Origin of the sequence: Pseudochrobactrum asaccharolyticum (assembly GCF_003314995.1) — a bacterium.
Taxonomy (GTDB): Bacteria; Pseudomonadota; Alphaproteobacteria; order Rhizobiales; family Rhizobiaceae; genus Pseudochrobactrum; species Pseudochrobactrum asaccharolyticum.
The window spans coordinates 606,262-625,111 of record NZ_QNRH01000002.1 but is presented as its reverse complement, the minus strand read 5'-3'; the positions used below and the strand labels follow the sequence as shown (position 1 = coordinate 625,111).

Below are 18,850 nucleotides of genomic sequence, written 5' to 3'. Positions count from 1 at the left end.
TTGAGTTTTACAGACTGCTTAGGCAGTGCCACAGGATAAGGAAATTTCCATGCCGTCACAGCATACGGTTACGTCCTATGATGAAGAACTGAAGTTTCTCGCACGTAAGATCGCTGAAATGGGTGGTCATGCGGAGCGCATGGTTGAGCAGTCCGTTAAAGCGATTGTCACTGCGGATAATGCACTGGCACAGCGTGTGATCTCCGAGGATCTTATCCTCGATGCCGGCGAGCGCGAAATTGACGAAAAGGCTGTGATGATCATCGCCAAGCGTCAGCCTATGGCGGTCGATCTGCGCGAAATTATCGGTGCGATCCGCATTTCCGCTGATCTGGAACGCGTTGGCGATATGGGCAAGAATATTGCCAAGCGTGTGAGTGCTGTTTCAGAAACCCGTCAGTCGGTGAAACTGTATCGGGGCTTGGAAACACTGGCAGAGCTTGCCCGTACCCAGCTTAAAGATGTGCTGGATGCCTATGCAACGCGCTCGGTCACACAGATCAATATTGTACGTGACCGCGATGATGAAATTGATGCGATGTATACATCGCTGTTCCGCGAACTTCTGACTTATATGATGGAAGACCCGCGAAACATTACAGCATGCACGCATCTTTTATTCTGTGCCAAGAATATTGAGCGTATCGGCGACCATGCTACCAATATTGCCGAGACGGTCTATTATATTGTTACCGGTACTCAGATGCCGCCGGATCGTCCGAAAGATGATCTGTCCCATGATGTCGTACTCGACGAATTGCATAAAAACTAAGCCGTTCTAGCTGAACGGCAGAGATGCGGCGCCTTCGGGCATTGCAAATCAGAATGAAGAAGCCCTGCATTCCGGCAAAACCGGAATGCAAATGCCCCCTTATGTCTAAATGAATAGTGGATACGCAATGTCACACACGCCAAGAATAGCGGTCGTTGAAGACGAAGAAGCCATCAGCGAACTGCTGCGCTATAATCTCGAAGCTGAAGGGTATCAGGTTGATACAATCCTGCGCGGGGATGAAGCTGAAATTCATTTGCGTGAAAACGTACCTGACCTTCTGGTGCTGGACTGGATGCTGCCGGGTGTTTCGGGCATTGAACTGTGCCGTCGTCTGCGCCAGCGCGCTGAAACGGAACGCCTGCCGATTATCATGCTGACAGCACGTGGCGAAGAATCCGAGCGTGTGCGTGGTCTGGCTGTCGGTGCTGATGACTATGTTGTCAAACCATTCTCCACACCGGAACTGCTGGCGCGTATCAAGGCAATGTTGCGACGTGCCAATCCGAGTGTGCTGTCTCATGTGCTGAAAGTCGGTGAGATCGTTCTCGACCGTCAACAGCATCGTGTTTACCGCAAGGAACGCGAAATCAAACTGGGGCCGACAGAGTTCCGCCTGCTGGAATATTTCATGATGGCTCCGGGTCGCGTGTTCTCCCGAACACAATTGCTGGACGGTATCTGGGGACGCGATATTTACGTCGATGACCGCACCGTTGATGTGCATATCGGCCGTCTGCGTAAAGCGATTAATACAGGTCGCGAAGTGGATCCGATTCGCACTGTTCGCGGCGCCGGATATGCTTTTGGCTAACGGGTACGCGACTGATTGACGACAATGAGCAACCGGCATGGAATTTTTTCATGCCGGTTTTTGAATGCGCTGATTCTAATGAAGCTGTTTCCCAGCAGGTATTTGCAGCAGGGCAAACCGCATGTGATCACGCAATAAAACCGCTTTGTAACAGTCTGTAATGAATTATGACTAACGCTAAAGTATTAGGAAAGGCATGATGCAGCCACACTTTCAGTGTTGAAATAAGGCAATAACATACCGGAATCGTTACAGAGTCATGACCGGTCACGATGTTGCAGTTTATCATTCTGAGCCAATAAGAGTGGCGTATACAGTACTTTAGTAATCTCTCAAAACATTGCATTAACATAGTGTTAACTAATGGGGCGCATTTTCTTGAGGTAAATTTTAACCGGTTCTTGCTAATCGGTGCGTGATTATAAAACGGGCCTTGTGCCTTTATTTAGCCCTAATAGGCCGCGAGTTTCCCGAGGCCTTGATCTGTTGGTTGTCTGTTGTGTGAGATGCTGACGGAAACAGGACTTTGAAGAAATTATTTGATGAGGATGAACCGTTGAAACGCTCTTATTTAGCGAAAACACTGTTTATCGGTGCTTTGGTTGCCACACCGTTTATTTTGGCGGGCTGTACAACCACTTCGACCGGTTCAAAATCTGAAAAAGTTACCCCTGCCAAGGAATCGGGTGTCACCATCCGTAACGGCAAAAAAACTTACACCTACACTTCCAAAGACCGTGAGTGCCTTGAGCGCGCGATGTTCTTTGAATCAGCCCGCTCCAGCCGCGATGGTCTTGTTGCAGTCGGCACTGTGGTGATGAACCGTCTGGTTTCGGAAAAATATCCTGAAACAGTTTGCGGTGTCGTCGGACAGAAAAACCAGTTTGCACCGGGCGTAATGACCCGTGCGATGAATTCCAAAGCACTGCCGGATGTAAAAGAAGCGGCAGATGCCGTGCTCAAAGGTGAGCGCCATCCGAAGCTGAAAAATGCGATGTTTTTCCATACAGCCGGTTTGAAGTTCCCGTATAAAAATATGCATTACGTGCTGGTTGCCGGTGGCAATTCTTTCTACGAAAAGCGCCGCAAAGACGGTTCGCTGGAATCCCCGCTGCCGGAAACTCCTTATAATCTTGCGGCGGCCTATGAACCTAAAGGTCAGTCCATGCCGGACAGCACCTATAACGTGACAGAGCCAACAGGGAAGACAGATCGTCTGCCTGCGGCATCGCCGGTTATGGTTGCTGCGGCTCAGCCACGTGTAGCACCAGCTCCTGTGGCAACACAGTCGGTTGTTGCGGAAGCACCGGTTCAGCTTGCCTATAATCATACACCTGTACCGGCACAGCTGCCTTTTGAGATGAAACCTGCTGTCGCACAGCAGAATGCATTCGCAGCCAACAGCAATGAAATGAATGAGCAGAAGGCCGATGCAATCGGTGCATTGCTCTTGAAGCAGGATCGCCCTGAACCTGCTCTCTGATCTGCCCCATATATCTGATACAAAAAAGCCCGCACTGAGCGGGCTTTTTTGTATGATACGATGATTAGCGCGGCACAATCACAGGCTGATAAATAACCATTGGTGTGGAGAATTGCGGCCGGTCATTCTGCCAGGCGCGGATGTCTGCGCGGCGATCCAGATGAATTTGCAGCAGACAATTGGACATGGCCTCAGATTTTGGTTTGAAACCATAGCTCAGACAGGTTTTTTCGTCTTCTGCACGCTGTTGCTCAGGTGTCAGCGTGGTGCAGCCTGCCAGAGTGATGGCAAACAGCCCTGCAACAAGGCTCAGTTTTCGCAATGATGTGATGTTTCGGCTCATGGGTGTGTTCCGATAAATATGACTTCATTTGACATGTTAGCGCTGATTAGCGGGCGTGGCTACAAACAACATATTAAAAATCCTGCAGGTGAGGGCTGGTCGGATCGGATTGGCAGGAGTATCTGTGATGATGAATGAAAATAAGCGGAGTATGTTGATGTCAGATTTCAGCCAAAATAATCATGCGGATGCGGTGATCGATCCGGTTAAACTGGACAAGCTGGCAGAGGTTGCGGTTAAAGTCGGCCTGCAATTGCGTAAGGGACAGGATCTGGTGATTACCGCACCGGTGATTGCATTGCCGCTGGTACGGCGCATTGCTGAGCATGCCTATAAAGCCGGCGCCGGACTGGTGACGCCGTTTTTCTCCGATGAAGACATGGCGCTGTCGCGCTTCCAATATGCTCCGGATGAAAGCTTTGATCATGCCAGCGACTGGCTCTATCAGGGCATGGCAAAAGCCTATGAAAACGGTGCCGCGCGTCTGGCCATTACCGGTGATAATCCGATGCTGCTCTCTGCACAGGATGCCGGTAAGGTTGCCCGTGCCAATAAAGCTTTGTCGATGGCCTATCAGCCTGCGCTGGAAAAGATCGCCGGTTTCGACATTAACTGGAATATCGTGTCTTATCCGAACCCGTCCTGGGCAAAACTGGTGTTTCCGGATGATACGCCGGAAGTTGCAACCCATAAGCTGGCTGAAGCAATTTTTGCCGCATCGCGTGTCACTAATGCTGATCCGGTTAGCGCATGGGCAGAGCATAATGCGCAATTGCGTAAGCGCACCAAAATCCTCAATGAGCGCAATTTCCGCTCACTTCATTTCACCGGACCGGATACGGATCTGACCGTCGGGCTGGCCGATGGTCATGAATGGCATGGCGGCGCATCGACGGCTAAAAACGGTATTACCTGCAATCCGAATATTCCGACAGAAGAAGTGTTTACTACGCCACATGCTCTGCGCGTGGAAGGCACTGTTTCCAGCACCAAACCGCTGTCGCATCAGGGCACGATCATTGATGATATTCGTGTGCGTTTTGAAGGTGGCCGCATTGTTGAAGCCAAAGCCAGCAAAGGCGAGGCAGTGCTGAATAAGGTACTGGATACGGATGAAGGTGCCCGCCGTCTGGGTGAAGTAGCATTGGTGCCGCATTCTTCACCAATTTCTCAGAGTGGTCTGCTGTTCTACAACACGCTGTTTGATGAAAATGCAGCCAGCCATATTGCGCTTGGTCAGTGCTATTCCAAATGTTTTGTTAATGGTGCCGATCTCACACCGGAACAGATTGCTGCACAGGGCGGCAATAAAAGCTTTATCCATATCGACTGGATGATCGGTTCCGATAAGATTGATGTTGATGGCATTGCACAGGATGGCACCTCCGTGCCGGTCATGCGTAAAGGCGAATGGGTCGCCTGATAGCTGCTGCGATAATTATAGAAACAAGGAAGCCGCTGCTTGTTGGAAAACAGGCGGCGGCTTTCTGCAAAATAGCAGGCGATATTGAGGCTTGTCGTCAGCCCTTGTGCTTTTTACAGTTTGGGGCATGCTTCCCGAAAGCAGGTACCAACACCGGAGGAGTAAAGGCATGAGCAGAGTTTGGCGGATTTTCTGGAAAGTGCTTCTTCTTGTTCTCATAGCGGCGGCGGTGCTTGGTGTTATCTACCGCAAGAAAATTCACGAATATTATGCGGTGTATCAATATGCCCAGACATTTAAACCGGATGTGATCGATCAGAATTTCCGTTCGCTTTATAAAATCTATCCGTCAATCCGCGTGCCGCATGAGGACGAGATCAGCCCGCTGCCCTATCGGGAGCAACCATTGCCGGAAACCTATGTCTATCAGGGCGAAACCAGACGCGTTACCGACTGGCTTGATAAAACCCAGACCACCGGTTTTATCGTACTGAAAGACGGCGTGGTTCTTCACGAACAATATGAGCGCGGTAATACGGCAGCAACCCAGTCCATTGCTATGTCGATGTCCAAGTCAACTATATCTTTTCTGGTCGGCAATGCTGTGCGCGACGGGCTGATCCGGCTGGATGAAACGGTTGACCGCTATGCGCCGGAACTGAGCGAAGGCGGCTATAAAGGCGTTACCGTCAAAAATGTGCTGCAAATGTCGTCAGGTATTGGTTTTAATGAGAATTACGGCGATCTGTCATCGGATATCGTGCATTACATCATCCAGATTTTGACCGGATCAGTGAAAGATTTCACCGCTCATCTTAAAAATGTGCGCCCGCAGGGGACGCAGAATGTCTATGTATCAGCGGATACGCAGGTGCTGGCCATGGTGCTGGAGGGCGCGACGGGCAAACCTTTTGTGCAATATTTCCGTGAAAAATTATGGTCGCGTCTGGGCGCTGAAGCCGATGCCTATTGGCTGGCCGATGCCCGTGGCGATGTGGTTGCTGCCGGTGGTTTGAATGCAGTGCTGCGCGATTATGCCCGTTTTGGTTTGCTCTATATGAATGAAGGGCGCAATTTCAAAGGTGAGCAACTGGTGCCGGCACAATGGGTGCATGATTCCGTAACACCGGATGCGCCTTATCTGATGCCGGGGCGTGATGATCCGCAAGCCGGTAAGCCGCTGGGTTATGGCTATCAATGGTGGATTCCGGGCAAGCCGCAGGGCGATTTCGTTGCGGTCGGCATTTACGGGCAGTTCATTTACGTCAACCCGCAGCGCAAAGTGGTGATCGCTAAAACCTCCGCCTATGCCGATTATAACAAGACCGGCCAGCAAATGAAGGATGAGAGCATCATCGCATTGCAGGCAATTGCCGATACATTATGAATAAAAAAACGCCGCCGGTTTGTAGCGGCGGCGTTTTCAATTAGCTGCAAAGCCTGAAATTATTCCTGAACATGGGCTTCAAGGAACCACAGCGCTTTATCAAGGCTGCGCGAGGCGGTGGTGAAAATATCCGCACTGTCATCATCACCGGCTTCAGCAGCATCTTTAATCGACTGGCGCACCAGATTGGCGACAGCGCCATAATGATCGATCAGCGCATGGAGATGGTCTTTGATAGCGTAGATATCTTCCGGATAAGGCTTGAGGATGGTGGATTCCGCAACGGTCTGGGTTGTGCCCAATGCAGTGCCGCCAAGCTGAACAGCGCGTTCTGCAATTGTATCGGAATGGTCATCAAGCTCGGTGCGGAAACCATCCAGCATTTCATGAACCGCAATGAACTGAATACCTTTGAGGTTCCAATGCGCCTGCTTGGTGATCAGCGCAAGATCAATGATCGCAGCCAGATTTTTATTCAGCAGGGCAATAACCGTAGTTTTGGCATTGGTAGGCAGATTGTTTTTGGTCGGATGATTTTTAAGCTTAGACGCAGACATTATGATTTCCTTCTTTATGAGGACAAACATTGCGTTTGTCTGGGAGACTGCCGGAGAGGGCGTCACAAGAAACCGGACGCAGCAGATACAGTTATGAAGATCACATTATAAAGGTAGGGTTGTTCTCAGTCATTTAAAGGGCTTAGCTCGAATATTATGTTTGTTTATGCAAAAGATAGCGTGTTATTTAAAATTATTCCGGCATGAAAATTGAACACCACGGCACTGCCTGTACTTGCCGATGTTCGTAATCTGCTTTAGGTCGTAAACTATGACGATACTTGCCCTCGATACTGCCGGCAGCATGTGCGCTGCTGCCCTCTATGATCCGCAGACACAGCAGGTTCTTGCTGAGGTCAGTCATGACATTGGCAAAGGCCATGCGGAATTGCTGCTGGATTATATTACACAATGTTTTGAGGCAGCAAAAATTATGCGCAGTGATGTGACGCGGATTGCCGTTAATATCGGCCCCGGTTCTTTTACCGGTGTGCGTGTTGGCGTTTCAGCTGCGCGCGGCTTCGGTCTGGCACTGTCTTGTCCGGTGATCGGCGTCAGCGGTTTTGAGGCGCTGAGCCATGAGATGCAGGTTTTTGCACCGGCGCAGCCTGTTGTGATCGCATTGTCCGCCTATCGCGGTGATATCTATGCGCAGGGCTTTGATGCACAGGGACAAGCTTCAACCATACCTTTGGCCGGTAATGAGGCAGAGCTGCTGCCGGTTTTGCAGCAACTCGGAGCAGATTATGCATTGGCCGGCAGTGGTGCTGCCCAATTGCAGGTAGCGGAGGGTGGCGAACGCCGGATTATCAGCGCCTCTGCCCATGCATCTATCGGCACATTTGCACGGCTTGCGGCATTGCGTGAAGCGGGCAATCCACCGGAGCCGCTTTATATGCGCGGGCCGGATGTGAAGCCGCAGGCCGGATTTGCACTGCCACGCCAGCTTGCTGGCGGGCAATTGGATGAACTACCTCGCCAGCTTGCTGACGGGCAAATGAGTGAACCGCCTCGCCAGCAAGCAGAACAGGAACGCGGATGATCAGTTTTCCTTTCTCGCGGCAGAGTTTTGTTTTGGAGGGGCTGGCGCAGGATCACTGTGCTGAGCTTGCCGAGCTTCATGCGCCTGCTTTTCATCATGCATGGAGCGAGGAAGATTTTGCGGGTATGCTCTCGCAAGGTAATATTTTCGGTTTTATTGCCCGTCCTGTTGGTAAGCCTGCCCAGAGTGCCGGTTTTGTGCTTGCACGGCTGGTGGCCGGTGAAGCGGAAATTCTGACTATTGCGGTATCGTCGGCCTTTCAGCGTCGTGGTATCGGTCGTGATCTGATGGAGGGTGTGTTGCGTCATCTCCATCATGAGCGGGCGGAAAGCCTGTTTCTTGAGGTTGATGAGAGCAATGTGGCCGCTCAGGCACTGTATCGCCGCTTAGGCTTTATGCAGGTCGGTAATCGTGCCGGTTATTATGAAACCGGCCAGGGGCGTAGCAATGCGCTGGTGCTGCGCAAACAATTTCCGGAAGTGATCAGAGTGCCATGATCGGTGTCATCCGCATCGCAGTTATTCTGGGCTTATTTGTCAGCCTCGTCATCTCGCTGGTGCCGTTCCAATATCTTTTTGTAAAGGCACGGCTCGGCTGGCAGCAATCTTTGCCACGCTTTTTCCATCGGATTGCAGCATGGCTGCTTGGATTTCGCGTTAAAGTGCAAGGGGAGATGGTGCAGGATCGCCCGCTGCTGCTGGTGGCCAATCACGTATCATGGAGCGATATTGTCGTTTTATCTTCCGTGGCCAATGTTTGCTTTATCGCCAAATCTGAAGTGCGTAAATGGCCGGTATTCGGCACTTTTGCAATTTTGCAGCGGACAGTCTTTGTCGAACGTGAGAAAAAGGGGCGCACTGCACAGCAAGCCTCGGATATTGCCCTGCGTTTAGCCGGTGGGGATGCGATGGTGCTGTTTCCTGAAGGTACAACCTCGGACGGCAATCGTGTGCTGCCGTTTAAAACATCTTTATTTGGTGCTGCCCATGCGGTGATCCGTGAGGCCGGCGCAGAGGAAGTGATCGTGCAACCGGTTTCCATTGCCTATACCGGTGTTCATGGTATGCCGATGGGGCGTTTTCATCGGCCGATTGCATCATGGCCGGGGGATGTGCAGCTGATGCCGCATCTGAAGGGTATTCTCAAAGAAGGTGCGATTGACGTGGAAATCCGCTTTGGCGAGCCGATGAGTGTGCGCGCAGAAACCAGCCGCAAAGAACTGGCGCGTATTATGGAAGAGCGTGTGACGACGATGTTGCAAAGCTCGCTGATGGGGCGCGAAATCACCCCGTCAGAAGATCAATAAAGCGAAGATCAGTCTTTGCGGCCAATCGCACAATTACATTGACCCGTGCGGTGCCGGTGTCTGATGGCGTCAGTCTTTACGACGTAACCGCACAATCACATCAACATTGACGATTTCCATGCCTTCCGGTGCTTTCGGCAGATTGCTGACGATAGGCTGGCCGGTTTCACCATTAGGAATATCGAAGACGATATTCTCACCTTCAACAAAGAAGTGGTGGTGATCGGAAATATTGGTGTCGAAATAGGTTTTCGATCCTTCGACCGAAATAATGCGCAGCATACCGGCTTCGGTAAACTGGTGCAGTGTATTATACACTGTGGCAAGAGAGACCGGCACAGAGGCAAAAACTGCTTCTTCGTGCAGTTCTTCCGCTGAAAGGTGGCGGTCGCCGTGAGCATAAATCAGGCTGGCAAGCGCAACCCGCTGGCGCGTCGGTCTGAGACCGGCGACCCGAAGGCGCTCCTCAATCGAAGCGTTGCTGGCATGGGAGGAATGAGTATTCATCACTGACCTGTCAGAAGCTTGAAACAAATTGGTTCAAAATTAATGCTTGAGGGCTGTTGCCCATCCTGTCACAAGATTGATATATGCGCTGAACGAATGACTGGCAATAGCTATTCCTGTATATCTTGGCAGGCAAATAGTTTCATGCAGGTATTTTACAGCGGGAAACACTCTGTGTTAAAGCATTTCGCAAGCGCATAAGCGGCCGTGTGATGCGACTGCTAAATTCCGGATGGTGCAGCCGATAAGGTTAAAGCGCAGCACATTCCGGAGATGTGCATAGAATTTGTCTGAGCCTGACGGTACTGTCCGTTCAGGTTGCCCAGACAGCAGACAGATAAATGATTGGAGTCGGTAATGGCAGAGCAGAAGTCAAGTTACGGATATGAGGAGCTTCTCAGCTGCGCTCGCGGTGAAATGTTTGGTCCGGGCAATGCCCAGCTGCCTCTGCCGCCGATGCTGATGGTACACCGTATTACCGAAATTTCGGAAACAGGTGGTGAATTCGGTAAAGGTTTTATCCGCGCTGAATATGATGTGAAGCCGGATGACTGGTATTTCCCTTGCCATTTTCAGGGCAATCCGATCATGCCGGGCTGCCTTGGCCTTGACGGTATGTGGCAGCTGACAGGCTTTTTCCTCGGCTGGCTCGGTGAGCCTGGCCGCGGTATGGCGCTGTCCACAGGCGAAGTGAAGTTTAAAGGCATGGTGCGTCCGCATACCAAGCTGCTTGAATATGGCATCGACTTCAAACGCGTTATGCGCGGTCGTCTTGTTCTGGGTACAGCTGACGGCTGGCTCAAAGCAGATGGTGAAACAATTTACAAGGCATCTGATTTGCGCGTTGGTCTGTCAAAAGACAGCGAAGCGTAAATCGGAAGTAATAAGCCTTTTAGAGCATTTCCAGCAAAAATGCGAAGCGGTTTTGCGTTGGATAATGCGTAAAAATAAACAGTTACAGTGGCTCCAACGATTCAGTCTTAACTGGAACCGCTGTAAAACATGATTAATCACGGGAGCGACCATATTAAGTTGAAAGCTTTTATGTGGCCGCTCTCAAAATATGCAAAACGCGCACTTATGTTACCACGCATAGCGACACTCACAATAAGAGGGTGTCATTCAGGGAACAGGTGCAAAGGAGAACGCAATGCGGCGTGTTGTCGTTACCGGAATGGGGATCGTATCCTCGATTGGCAATAATACTGAAGAGGTACGGACCTCTTTGTTTGAGGCCAGATCGGGTATCCGGCGGGCAGAAGATCAGGCGGAACTCGGTTTTCGCTGTCAGGTTTCCGGTGCGCCGCAGATCGACGTTGAAGCGCTGGTTGACCGCCGTGCGATGCGTTTTCATGGCCGTGGTACCGCATGGAACCATGTGGCTATGGATCAGGCAATTGCCGATGCAGGCCTGACTGAAGAACAGGTTTCCAATGAGCGTACCGGTATCATCATGGGTTCCGGCGGTCCTTCCACACGTACAATCGTGGATTCCGCTGATATTACCCGTGATAAGGGTCCGAAGCGCGTTGGTCCATTTGCTGTGCCGAAAGCCATGAGCTCCACAGCATCGGCAACGATGGCAACTTTCTTCAAGATCAAGGGCATCAATTATTCGATCTCCTCGGCTTGCGCGACCTCGAACCATTGCATCGGCAATGCGGTTGAGATGATCCAGTATGGCAAGCAGGATCGTATGTTTGCCGGTGGCTGTGAAGATCTCGACTGGACGCTGTCGGTGCTGTTTGACGCCATGGGCGCGATGTCTTCGAAATATAATGATACGCCGGAACGCGCATCGCGTGCCTATGACAAAAACCGCGACGGTTTTGTCATCGCCGGTGGTGCCGGTGTACTGGTGCTGGAAGATCTGGAAACCGCACTTGCACGCGGCGCCAAGATTTACGGTGAAGTTGTCGGCTATGGTGCGACATCAGACGGCTACGACATGGTTGCGCCTTCGGGCGAAGGTGCGGAGCGCTGCATGCGCATGGCGCTTTCAACCGTGAAGGGCAAGATTGATTATATCAATCCGCATGCCACATCGACTCCTGCGGGCGATGCACCGGAAATTGAGGCGATCCGCAAAGTGTTTGGTTCAGGCGATGCCTGCCCGCCGATTGCGGCAACAAAATCGCTGACCGGTCACTCGCTGGGTGCAACCGGCGTACAGGAAGCGATCTATTCGCTTCTTATGATGCAGAATAACTTTATCTGCGAAAGCGCACATATTGATGAGCTGGATCCGGATTTTGCGGATATGCCAATCGTGCGCAAACGCATTGATAATGCTGAAATCAATACAGTACTGTCCAACTCCTTCGGTTTTGGTGGAACGAACGCAACGCTGGTGTTCCAGCGTTATCAGGGCTGACGGAGAGAAAGTATGCAGGGTTTAATGAAAGGCAAACGCGGGCTGATTATGGGTGTTGCAAACAACCATTCTCTTGCTTGGGGTATTGCCAAACATCTTGCCGATCAGGGTGCTGAGCTGGCTTTCACTTATCAGGGCGATGCCCTTGGCAAGCGTGTAAAACCACTGGCCGAGCAGGTTGGTTCGGATTTCGTACTGCCTTGCGATGTGGAAGATATTGCAACCGTTGATGCGGTCTTTGACGAGATCGAGAAAAAATGGGGCAAGCTCGACTTTATCGTTCACGCTATTGGCTTCTCCGACAAAACAGAGCTGAAAGGCCGTTATGCGGATGTAACCACCCGTGAAAACTTCAGCCGTACCATGGTGATCTCTGCTTATTCCTTCACGGAAGTGGCACAGCGCGCTGAACGTCTGATGAAAGACGGCGGTTCGATCCTCACATTGACCTATGGCGGCTCAACCCGCACCATCCCGAACTATAATGTGATGGGTGTTGCCAAGGCTGCTCTGGAAGCCATGGTGCGTTATCTGGCTGCCGATTATGGTCCGCAGAATATCCGCGTGAACGCAATTTCCGCAGGTCCTGTGCGTACACTGGCCGGTGCCGGTATCGGTGATGCCCGTGCGATCTTCTCGTATCAGCGCCGTAATTCGCCGCTGCGCCGCACTGTGGATATTGATGATGTGGGTAAATCCGCCGTCTATCTGCTGTCGGATCTGTCGAGCGGTGTAACCGGTGAAGTTCACTTTGTGGATTCAGGCTACAACATCGTTTCTATGCCAACGCTGGAAGAGCTGAAAAGCTCGGATGCAACCGGTACAGAATAAGTTCGCTGAAATGATATAAAAAAAGCCGCGCAATGCGCGGCTTTTTTTATATGCTTTATTTTCTAGCTTCGATGACTTTGAAACCGTCTTTGTCAGTGAGCGGCATGACCTGCCGGAAATGCTGTTTCAAGACAGCTTCATAGGGAAGCTGGCGATTTGCTACCATCAGGAAGCGACCGCCGGATTTAAGGCGCTTGGCGGCTGCCGCTATAAAGCTCTGGCCGAGTGAAATATCGGTATTGCGACCGGTGTGAAACGGCGGATTGCTGATCACAGTGTCATAAATTTCTGTCATCGGCTCGGAAGCGACGTCGTGCCAGTAATAATGCAGTGGCACAGAACTGTTGAGTTCAGCCAGATTGCTTTTGGCAATTTCCAGCGCCTCAAAATCCGCCTCATAAAGATCAATACGGCTGATCTTGGCCGGATTTTCGAGACAGCAAGCTGTGAGATAGCCCCAGCCTGCACCCAAATCTGCAACATGGCCGAAGGCAATGTTTTTGAGGTGCGGTACCAGTAATGCAGAACCGCTATCGATTTCACCATGAGAGAACATGCCCGCTTTCGTCCAGAAACGCCCGTCAACGCGTTTCTGTTCCGGAATGAGGCTTTGTGTGATCTCTGTGTCAATCGCCTCAGGGCGCGCCAGCCAGTAGGCTACAGCGTGATTTTTAGACAGGCGGTCGATTGATGCTGCAATCTGGTCGCTGCGTTTACGGAAACTGTCAACGCCGAGCTTTTTGTCACCGGCAATGATGATCAGGCCGCCCGGCTTCACTTGTGCCAGCAATGCTGCCAGCCATTCTTCGTTGCGACCGCGATGTTTGCCGAGCAAAATCATGCCGCCGTCATAGATTTCATCCGCGGTGATACGGGGAGTGACCTGAAAACCTGCTTTGTTCAAAGCCAGCCATTCTGGTTTTGACGGCTGAATGCAGTGAAGTATCTGTTTCCACTCTGCGCTGAGTGTTGTGTCTGCACTGATACCAAAGCAGAGAAATTTTTCACCCGATCGTGGCAGATCAAGTGTTTCATTCTCGAAGGGCAGAAAGAGGGTGTTTTGGGCGCCGGTAATCATAAAATTTCTTTGGTCTTTTCTACCTGAGAAGGATGACAGTAGGTGGATTTTGACAGATATTATATTGAACTTATTACTGTCTGAAGTTTCAAATTATCTGTAAATCGGTGTTGCTCTTAAGGGAAGTAGTACTATGGCACGTAAATGCTGTCAGCCGGAATGTTATGCAACATGCCTGCCGCAACATCAGGCGTTGCTCTTGCATCTCAATACTATGATTTCACAGTCCCAGACCAGCAAGCAGGATTTTCTTGGCTATTTGCTGGGTATGGCTGTCAGTGAAGCACAGGGCATCGTCGATTGTGCCCATCAGGAAGCCTGGCTGCAAAAAGGCATCAGGCCTGAATTGCAGACCGAGCCGCTTTAAACAAAGCGCTGATTTCATCATCTCATCGTGACAGCAGATATTCCTAAATGAAAAGCCCCGCATATTGCTATGCGGGGCTTTTCAGAATTCGAAACCAGCTTATTCAGCTGTGGTTTCTTCTTTCTTTTCGGCAACGATTTCTTTGCCGGTTTCCTGATCAACGACTTTCATCGACAGGCGCACTTTACCGCGCTCATCAAAGCCCATCAGTTTAACCCAAACCTTCTGGCCTTCCTTAACCACATCGGTGGTCTTGGCAACGCGGTCAGAGGCCAGCTGCGAGATATGTACCAGACCATCGCGCGGGCCGAAGAAGTTTACGAATGCACCGAAGTCAGCAGTCTTAACAACTGTACCTTCGTAGATTTCGCCAACTTCTGGTTCGGCAACAATGGAGTGGATCCATTTCTTGGCAGCTTCGATTTCTTTTGCGGAAGAAGAAGCGATTTTGACTGTGCCATCATCTTCGATGTTGATTTTGGCGCCGGTCTTTTCAACGATTTCGCGGATAACTTTACCGCCGGAACCGATAACATCACGGATTTTGTCGGTCGGAATGTTCATCACTTCGATGCGTGGTGCAAATTCACCGAGTTCAGCGCGGGCGCCGCTTAGCGCTTTTGCCATCTCACCGAGAATGTGAACGCGGCCGCCTTTAGCCTGTTCCAGAGCGGTTTTCATGATCTCTTCGGTAATACCGTCGATCTTGATGTCCATCTGCAGGGCAGTAATACCGTTTTCAGTACCCGCTACCTTGAAATCCATATCGCCGAGGTGATCTTCGTCACCAAGGATATCGGAAAGAACTGCAAAACGGTCGCCTTCTTTGATCAGACCCATAGCAATACCGGCTACAGGACGGGTCAAAGGTACGCCGGCATCCATCAGCGCCAGCGAGGTGCCGCATACGGTTGCCATGGAGGACGAACCGTTGGATTCAGTGATTTCAGAAACCGCACGCAGTGTGTACGGGAACTGTTCTTTGGCAGGCAGCATCGGATGAATTGCGCGCCATGCCAGCTTGCCATGACCGATTTCACGACGGCCCGGTGAGCCCATACGGCCGGTTTCACCAACAGAATATGGCGGGAAGTTGTAGTGCAGCAGGAAGGATTCTTTCTGCAGACCAGCCAGCGTGTCGATGAACTGTTCATCTTCACCGGTGCCCAGTGTTGCAACAACGATTGCCTGTGTTTCACCGCGGGTGAACAGAGCCGAACCGTGTGTGCGTGGCAGAACACCAACTTCGGATACGATCTGACGAACGGTTACCAGATCACGGCCGTCGATGCGGCTGCCGGTATCCAGAATGTTCCAGCGAACGATTTTCGCCTGCAGCGATTTGAAAACAGTACCGATCTGCTCAGCAGTATATTCGGTTGTTTCCGCATCTTCCGGCAGGAAATGGGCTTTAACTTTAGCTTTGGCAGCATCAACAGCGGTATAACGAGCCTGCTTGTCGATGATTTTGTAAGCTGCGCGCAGATCATCTTCAATGATTGCCAGCATTGCGGCTTCAGGAGCCGACAGGTCTTCCGGCTGGAAGTCACGTGGTTCTTTAGCAGCAACTTCAGCAAGGCTGATGATTGCATCGATCACAGGCTGGAAGCCCTTCTGACCGAAAACAACAGCGCCGAGCATCACTTCTTCAGAGAGTTCCTGTGCTTCGGATTCAACCATCAGAACAGCATCAGAAGTACCGGCAACAACCAGATCCAGTTTGGATTCAGCCATTTCGTCGAGATGCGGGTTCAGAACATATTCGCCGTTGATGTAGCCAACGCGCGAACCACCAATCGGGCCCATGAAAGGTACGCCGGAAAGTGTGAGCGCAGCGGAAGCGGCAACCATCGACAGAACATCCGGATTGTTTTCCAGATCATGCTGAATAACGGTGATAACAACCTGTGTGTCGTTCTTGTAGCCGTCAGCAAACAGCGGGCGGATCGGACGATCGATCAGACGAGAAACCAGAGTTTCGTTTTCGCTCGGACGGCCTTCACGTTTGAAGTAACCGCCAGGAATACGACCGGCTGCATAGGCTTTTTCCTGATAGTTTACAGTCAGAGGGAAAAAGTCCTGACCCGGCTTTGGCTCTTTAGCCGATACAACGGTCGCCAGTACCATTGTTTCACCGTAAGTGGCGATAACCGCGCCGTCTGCCTGACGGGCGACTTTGCCGGTTTCGAGAATGAGCGGACGGCCGCCCCATTCGATTTCAACTTTATGTGTGTTGAACATATCTTGTCCTTGGTTTGGAATATATGTTTTTTGCGCTGATCTCAGCGCATGCAATATTCCGGTTTGGAACAGGGAGCGGGCAAGACAACGGGAAGCTCGGATAAGGACGAGCTGCCTGCAATCCTGCCTGCGGAACCTGTTCAATACAGTTCCATATCGGGCTTTTACGACATTTTTGTTAAAGCCCTGCTGCATAATTTTGTTTTTGCGCTGAAGCGCATAAATAATGCAGTATTTTACAAATTCAGAGTTTTCAGACCGTTGAAGTCTCGTACCCTGTTTCCGGAGGTTTTGTGATAAAATACTCCGGTAAAAGTTCCGGCGAAAACCGTAAAGGTTCTCGCCGGACTATGCGCTTAGCGGCGCAGGCCGAGACGGCCGATCAGGCTCTGGTAGCGCGCTTCGTCAACACCTTTGAGGTAGTCGAGCAGAGTGCGGCGCTGAGAAACCATTTTCAGAAGGCCACGACGGGAATGGTTGTCGTTTTTGTGGCCTTTAAAGTGACCGGTCAGGTTGGAAATGCGTTCCGAAAGAACGGCTACCTGTACTTCAGGAGAACCAGTATCGCCTTCTTTGGTTGCATATTCTTTGATGAGAGCCTGTTTGCGTTCAGCAGTAATCGACATCGGAATGTCCTTTTTGTTTAAGAGGAGAAAAGTCGCCCGCGGCCAAGATGTCGTCCAGCCGGGGCCATTTATTTAAGTTCAGCACTATTCACATAAAACTATGCCTTAGACTGAACCTGACGATCATATAATCGAAACTGTGGCTTATTTCCAGACACATTTCAAAAAAGCCTGCAATGCAGGCTTTTTATAAAAAGAGCTGAGAAGCAGCGAACAGGTTTAGTAAGTGAAAACCCGTTTTGGTTTGAACATGCCTTGCTCAATAAAACCGATAGCCAGTAGGCGGTTCTTATGGTTGGCACAAACTTCATCCGCTTCCAGTGGTGCATCACGACCACGCAGGATCACCGGATTGCCCATACGCACACGATGCGCCTGATCATCAGAAAGGGCAACCTGTACGAGATCTTCCAGTGCGGCGCCGGTATCAATGATAAATTCATCCAGCGCTGAGAAATCACGAGGTTCTGCAGGGGCAGCTTCTGTCTCTTCATCATCATCAGTTTTCGGTGGCAGAGGCGGCCATGCGGCTTCAAGCTCTGCAAGCGTTACAAAATCATCTTCGTTGAAAGGTGCAACTTCCAGACGGCGCAATTCTGCAATATGGCCGAGGCAGCCGAGATCACGTCCCATATCGCGGGCGAGTGAACGTACATAGGTGCCTTTACCGCATTCAACTTCAAACACGGCCTGTCCGGCGTCATTGATCTCAACCAGCTCAAGCTGGTAGATTTCGACTTCACGGGAAGGAATAGCAACAGTTTCGCCACTGCGTGCCAGATCATAGGCACGTTCGCCATCAATTTTAATGGCGGAGAATTGCGGCGGAGTTTGCTGAATAGTACCGATGTAATTTGGCAGCAGTGCCAGAATATCCGCTTCTGCAGGACGTTTGTCAGAGGTTTTGGTGACCGGACCTTCCAGATCATCTGTCGAGCGTTCTTCACCCCAGGTTACGGTGAAAGAATAGATTTTGCTACCATCCATCACGTAAGGAACGGTTTTGGTCGCTTCGCCCAACGCAATCGGCAACATGCCGGAAGCAAGCGGATCGAGTGTTCCGGCATGGCCGGCTTTTTCCGCATTGAAAAGCCATTTGATTTTGGACACGGCTTCGGTCGAACCCATGCCTTTCGGCTTGTCAAAGATCACCCATCCGGAGACCGGACGGCCTTTTTTCTTACCTCTGCGTGCCATCAGCCGTTGTTCTCGTTTTCTTGAGTGGTCTCTGTGTCGCTGTCATCATGCTGCAGATCGCGGGCAACTTCAGGCGAGCGCAACAGAGCATCAATCTTGGCAAAATTGTCAAAACTGGTATCCGGACGGAAACGGAATTCCGGCATATATTTCATCTGGCGCAATTGCGGAGCAACGCGGCCACGCAGGAATTTTGCATTATTAGCCAGTGCTTTGATGACAGTCTGCACATCTGTATTGCCAACAATGCTGATAAAGCAGGTTGCAATTTTCAAGTCAGGCGACATACGCACTTCGGTAATTGAAACAACGGTATTATTCAGAACATCGTCACGGATTTCGCCGCGTGACAAAATCTGAGCCACGGCATGACGAACCTGTTCGCCGACGCGCAACTGACGCTGTGACGGTCCTGTGGAAGAAAAACGGGACATGGGGACTCCAAGATCTGAGCCAAATATCGGTCGGAAACTGCACAAATTGCATGATTGTGGCAAAGCCT

21 protein-coding genes are annotated in these 18,850 nt (G+C 51.0%); 13 read left to right on the top strand and 8 right to left on the bottom strand.

Features of this window, described 5'->3' with window-relative positions; genetic code table 11:
- The first annotated feature begins 49 nt into the window (after positions 1–49).
- The 3 genes from phoU (at position 50) to DFR47_RS07345 (ending at position 3,069) form a co-directional block, all read left to right on the top strand.
- Entirely contained in the window at positions 50–772 is a 723-nt protein-coding gene (gene phoU / locus DFR47_RS07355; RefSeq protein ID WP_113943712.1) for a phosphate signaling complex protein PhoU, read from the top strand.
- Positions 773–899: 127 nt separating this feature from the next.
- On the top strand, positions 900–1,586 hold the full coding sequence (phoB, locus tag DFR47_RS07350; protein WP_113943711.1) for a phosphate regulon transcriptional regulator PhoB: 687 nt from the start codon (positions 900–902) through the stop codon (positions 1,584–1,586).
- A 556-nt stretch (positions 1,587–2,142) separates the two neighbouring features.
- Entirely contained in the window at positions 2,143–3,069 is a 927-nt protein-coding gene (locus DFR47_RS07345; RefSeq protein ID WP_245416502.1) for a cell wall hydrolase, read from the top strand.
- A gap of 64 nt (positions 3,070–3,133) precedes the next feature.
- Here the strand turns inward: DFR47_RS07345 and DFR47_RS07340 are convergent, their stop codons facing one another.
- Positions 3,134–3,412 carry a hypothetical protein gene (locus DFR47_RS07340; RefSeq protein WP_113943710.1) on the bottom strand — a complete coding sequence of 93 codons (279 nt, stop codon included), beginning with the start codon at positions 3,410–3,412 and terminating at the stop codon, positions 3,134–3,136.
- A 157-nt stretch (positions 3,413–3,569) separates the two neighbouring features.
- On the opposite strand from DFR47_RS07340, the gene DFR47_RS07335 reads away from it, so the two are divergent.
- Together DFR47_RS07335 and DFR47_RS07325 are read left to right on the top strand one after the other, a co-directional pair.
- Positions 3,570–4,835 (top strand): aminopeptidase, encoded by a 1,266-nt coding sequence (locus tag DFR47_RS07335; RefSeq protein WP_113943984.1) that lies wholly within the window; start codon positions 3,570–3,572, stop codon positions 4,833–4,835.
- A gap of 169 nt (positions 4,836–5,004) precedes the next feature.
- On the top strand, positions 5,005–6,222 hold the full coding sequence (locus tag DFR47_RS07325) for a serine hydrolase domain-containing protein (protein ID WP_113943708.1): 1,218 nt from the start codon (positions 5,005–5,007) through the stop codon (positions 6,220–6,222).
- Between the two features lie 59 nt (positions 6,223–6,281).
- Here the strand turns inward: DFR47_RS07325 and dps are convergent, their stop codons facing one another.
- On the bottom strand, positions 6,282–6,779 hold the full coding sequence (gene dps, locus DFR47_RS07320; protein ID WP_113943707.1) for a DNA starvation/stationary phase protection protein Dps: 498 nt from the start codon (positions 6,777–6,779) through the stop codon (positions 6,282–6,284).
- A gap of 271 nt (positions 6,780–7,050) precedes the next feature.
- On the opposite strand from dps, the gene tsaB reads away from it, so the two are divergent.
- From tsaB to olsA, 3 genes are read left to right on the top strand one after another with little or no spacing between them, the layout of a single operon-like run.
- Positions 7,051–7,821 (top strand): tRNA (adenosine(37)-N6)-threonylcarbamoyltransferase complex dimerization subunit type 1 TsaB, encoded by a 771-nt coding sequence (gene tsaB, locus DFR47_RS07315; RefSeq protein ID WP_113943706.1) that lies wholly within the window; start codon positions 7,051–7,053, stop codon positions 7,819–7,821.
- Complete coding sequence (rimI, locus tag DFR47_RS07310; RefSeq protein WP_113943705.1) at positions 7,818–8,318, top strand: ribosomal protein S18-alanine N-acetyltransferase; 501 nt, start codon at positions 7,818–7,820, stop codon at positions 8,316–8,318. Before tsaB ends, rimI begins: the two co-directional genes overlap by 4 nt.
- The gene (gene olsA, locus DFR47_RS07305; RefSeq protein WP_113943704.1) at positions 8,315–9,127 is read left to right on the top strand and encodes a lyso-ornithine lipid O-acyltransferase; all 813 of its coding nucleotides are present in this window, start codon (positions 8,315–8,317) and stop codon (positions 9,125–9,127) included. The genes rimI and olsA overlap by 4 nt, the downstream gene beginning before the upstream one ends.
- A gap of 69 nt (positions 9,128–9,196) precedes the next feature.
- Here olsA and irrA read toward each other — a convergent pair whose 3' ends face one another.
- On the bottom strand, positions 9,197–9,634 hold the full coding sequence (irrA, locus tag DFR47_RS07300; protein WP_113943703.1) for an iron response transcriptional regulator IrrA: 438 nt from the start codon (positions 9,632–9,634) through the stop codon (positions 9,197–9,199).
- A gap of 357 nt (positions 9,635–9,991) precedes the next feature.
- On the opposite strand from irrA, the gene fabA reads away from it, so the two are divergent.
- The 3 genes from fabA to fabI all read left to right on the top strand — a co-directional run bounded on the left by fabA (position 9,992) and on the right by fabI (position 12,839).
- Positions 9,992–10,507: a 3-hydroxyacyl-[acyl-carrier-protein] dehydratase FabA gene (gene fabA / locus DFR47_RS07295; RefSeq protein ID WP_113943702.1), complete on the top strand. Its 516-nt coding sequence runs from the start codon at positions 9,992–9,994 to the stop codon at positions 10,505–10,507.
- 277 nt (positions 10,508–10,784) lie between these two features.
- Positions 10,785–12,008 (top strand): beta-ketoacyl-ACP synthase I, encoded by a 1,224-nt coding sequence (gene fabB, locus DFR47_RS07290; RefSeq protein ID WP_113943701.1) that lies wholly within the window; start codon positions 10,785–10,787, stop codon positions 12,006–12,008.
- Between the two features lie 12 nt (positions 12,009–12,020).
- On the top strand, positions 12,021–12,839 hold the full coding sequence (gene fabI / locus DFR47_RS07285; RefSeq protein ID WP_113943700.1) for an enoyl-ACP reductase FabI: 819 nt from the start codon (positions 12,021–12,023) through the stop codon (positions 12,837–12,839).
- A gap of 55 nt (positions 12,840–12,894) precedes the next feature.
- On the opposite strand, the gene DFR47_RS07280 is transcribed toward fabI, so the two are convergent.
- Positions 12,895–13,917, bottom strand: a complete 1,023-nt coding sequence (locus tag DFR47_RS07280; protein WP_113943699.1) for a class I SAM-dependent methyltransferase — start codon at positions 13,915–13,917, stop codon at positions 12,895–12,897.
- Positions 13,918–14,050: 133 nt separating this feature from the next.
- Between DFR47_RS07280 and DFR47_RS07275 the strand changes: the two genes are divergently transcribed.
- Complete coding sequence (locus DFR47_RS07275) at positions 14,051–14,284, top strand: hypothetical protein (RefSeq protein ID WP_113943698.1); 234 nt, start codon at positions 14,051–14,053, stop codon at positions 14,282–14,284.
- A 99-nt stretch (positions 14,285–14,383) separates the two neighbouring features.
- Here DFR47_RS07275 and pnp read toward each other — a convergent pair whose 3' ends face one another.
- Positions 14,384–16,525, bottom strand: a complete 2,142-nt coding sequence (gene pnp / locus DFR47_RS07270) for a polyribonucleotide nucleotidyltransferase (protein ID WP_113943983.1) — start codon at positions 16,523–16,525, stop codon at positions 14,384–14,386.
- 48 nt (positions 16,526–16,573) lie between these two features.
- Between pnp and DFR47_RS07265 the strand changes: the two genes are divergently transcribed.
- Positions 16,574–16,822, top strand: a complete 249-nt coding sequence (locus tag DFR47_RS07265) for a hypothetical protein (protein ID WP_113943697.1) — start codon at positions 16,574–16,576, stop codon at positions 16,820–16,822.
- 59 nt (positions 16,823–16,881) lie between these two features.
- On the opposite strand, the gene rpsO is transcribed toward DFR47_RS07265, so the two are convergent.
- The 3 genes from rpsO to rbfA all read right to left on the bottom strand — a co-directional run bounded on the left by rpsO (position 16,882) and on the right by rbfA (position 18,782).
- Entirely contained in the window at positions 16,882–17,151 is a 270-nt protein-coding gene (gene rpsO, locus DFR47_RS07260) for a 30S ribosomal protein S15 (protein WP_113943696.1), read from the bottom strand.
- A 219-nt stretch (positions 17,152–17,370) separates the two neighbouring features.
- The gene (gene truB / locus DFR47_RS07255; RefSeq protein WP_113943695.1) at positions 17,371–18,348 is read right to left on the bottom strand and encodes a tRNA pseudouridine(55) synthase TruB; all 978 of its coding nucleotides are present in this window, start codon (positions 18,346–18,348) and stop codon (positions 17,371–17,373) included.
- Positions 18,348–18,782 (bottom strand): 30S ribosome-binding factor RbfA, encoded by a 435-nt coding sequence (gene rbfA, locus DFR47_RS07250; protein WP_113943694.1) that lies wholly within the window; start codon positions 18,780–18,782, stop codon positions 18,348–18,350. Before rbfA ends, truB begins: the two co-directional genes overlap by 1 nt.
- Positions 18,783–18,850 lie beyond the last annotated feature (68 nt).

Excerpts from the sequence above, each read along its gene's own strand:
- DFR47_RS07325 (WP_113943708.1), top strand. The coding sequence starts at position 5,005 with ATGAGCAGAGTTTGGCGGATTTTCTGGAAAGTGCTTCTTCTTGTTCTC.
- rpsO (WP_113943696.1), bottom strand. The coding sequence starts at position 17,151 with ATGTCGATTACTGCTGAACGCAAACAGGCTCTCATCAAAGAATATGCA.
- phoU (WP_113943712.1), top strand. The coding sequence starts at position 50 with ATGCCGTCACAGCATACGGTTACGTCCTATGATGAAGAACTGAAGTTT.
- olsA (WP_113943704.1), top strand. The coding sequence starts at position 8,315 with ATGATCGGTGTCATCCGCATCGCAGTTATTCTGGGCTTATTTGTCAGC.
- truB (WP_113943695.1), bottom strand. The coding sequence starts at position 18,348 with ATGGCACGCAGAGGTAAGAAAAAAGGCCGTCCGGTCTCCGGATGGGTG.
- DFR47_RS07265 (WP_113943697.1), top strand. The coding sequence starts at position 16,574 with ATGCAATATTCCGGTTTGGAACAGGGAGCGGGCAAGACAACGGGAAGC.
- DFR47_RS07340 (WP_113943710.1), bottom strand. The coding sequence starts at position 3,412 with ATGAGCCGAAACATCACATCATTGCGAAAACTGAGCCTTGTTGCAGGG.
- rbfA (WP_113943694.1), bottom strand. The coding sequence starts at position 18,782 with ATGTCCCGTTTTTCTTCCACAGGACCGTCACAGCGTCAGTTGCGCGTC.
- fabB (WP_113943701.1), top strand. The coding sequence starts at position 10,785 with ATGCGGCGTGTTGTCGTTACCGGAATGGGGATCGTATCCTCGATTGGC.
- DFR47_RS07335 (WP_113943984.1), top strand. The coding sequence starts at position 3,570 with ATGTCAGATTTCAGCCAAAATAATCATGCGGATGCGGTGATCGATCCG.
- irrA (WP_113943703.1), bottom strand. The coding sequence starts at position 9,634 with ATGAATACTCATTCCTCCCATGCCAGCAACGCTTCGATTGAGGAGCGC.
- dps (WP_113943707.1), bottom strand. The coding sequence starts at position 6,779 with ATGTCTGCGTCTAAGCTTAAAAATCATCCGACCAAAAACAATCTGCCT.
- tsaB (WP_113943706.1), top strand. The coding sequence starts at position 7,051 with ATGACGATACTTGCCCTCGATACTGCCGGCAGCATGTGCGCTGCTGCC.
- DFR47_RS07280 (WP_113943699.1), bottom strand. The coding sequence starts at position 13,917 with ATGATTACCGGCGCCCAAAACACCCTCTTTCTGCCCTTCGAGAATGAA.
- DFR47_RS07275 (WP_113943698.1), top strand. The coding sequence starts at position 14,051 with ATGGCACGTAAATGCTGTCAGCCGGAATGTTATGCAACATGCCTGCCG.
- phoB (WP_113943711.1), top strand. The coding sequence starts at position 900 with ATGTCACACACGCCAAGAATAGCGGTCGTTGAAGACGAAGAAGCCATC.
- rimI (WP_113943705.1), top strand. The coding sequence starts at position 7,818 with ATGATCAGTTTTCCTTTCTCGCGGCAGAGTTTTGTTTTGGAGGGGCTG.
- fabA (WP_113943702.1), top strand. The coding sequence starts at position 9,992 with ATGGCAGAGCAGAAGTCAAGTTACGGATATGAGGAGCTTCTCAGCTGC.
- pnp (WP_113943983.1), bottom strand. The coding sequence starts at position 16,525 with ATGTTCAACACACATAAAGTTGAAATCGAATGGGGCGGCCGTCCGCTC.
- fabI (WP_113943700.1), top strand. The coding sequence starts at position 12,021 with ATGCAGGGTTTAATGAAAGGCAAACGCGGGCTGATTATGGGTGTTGCA.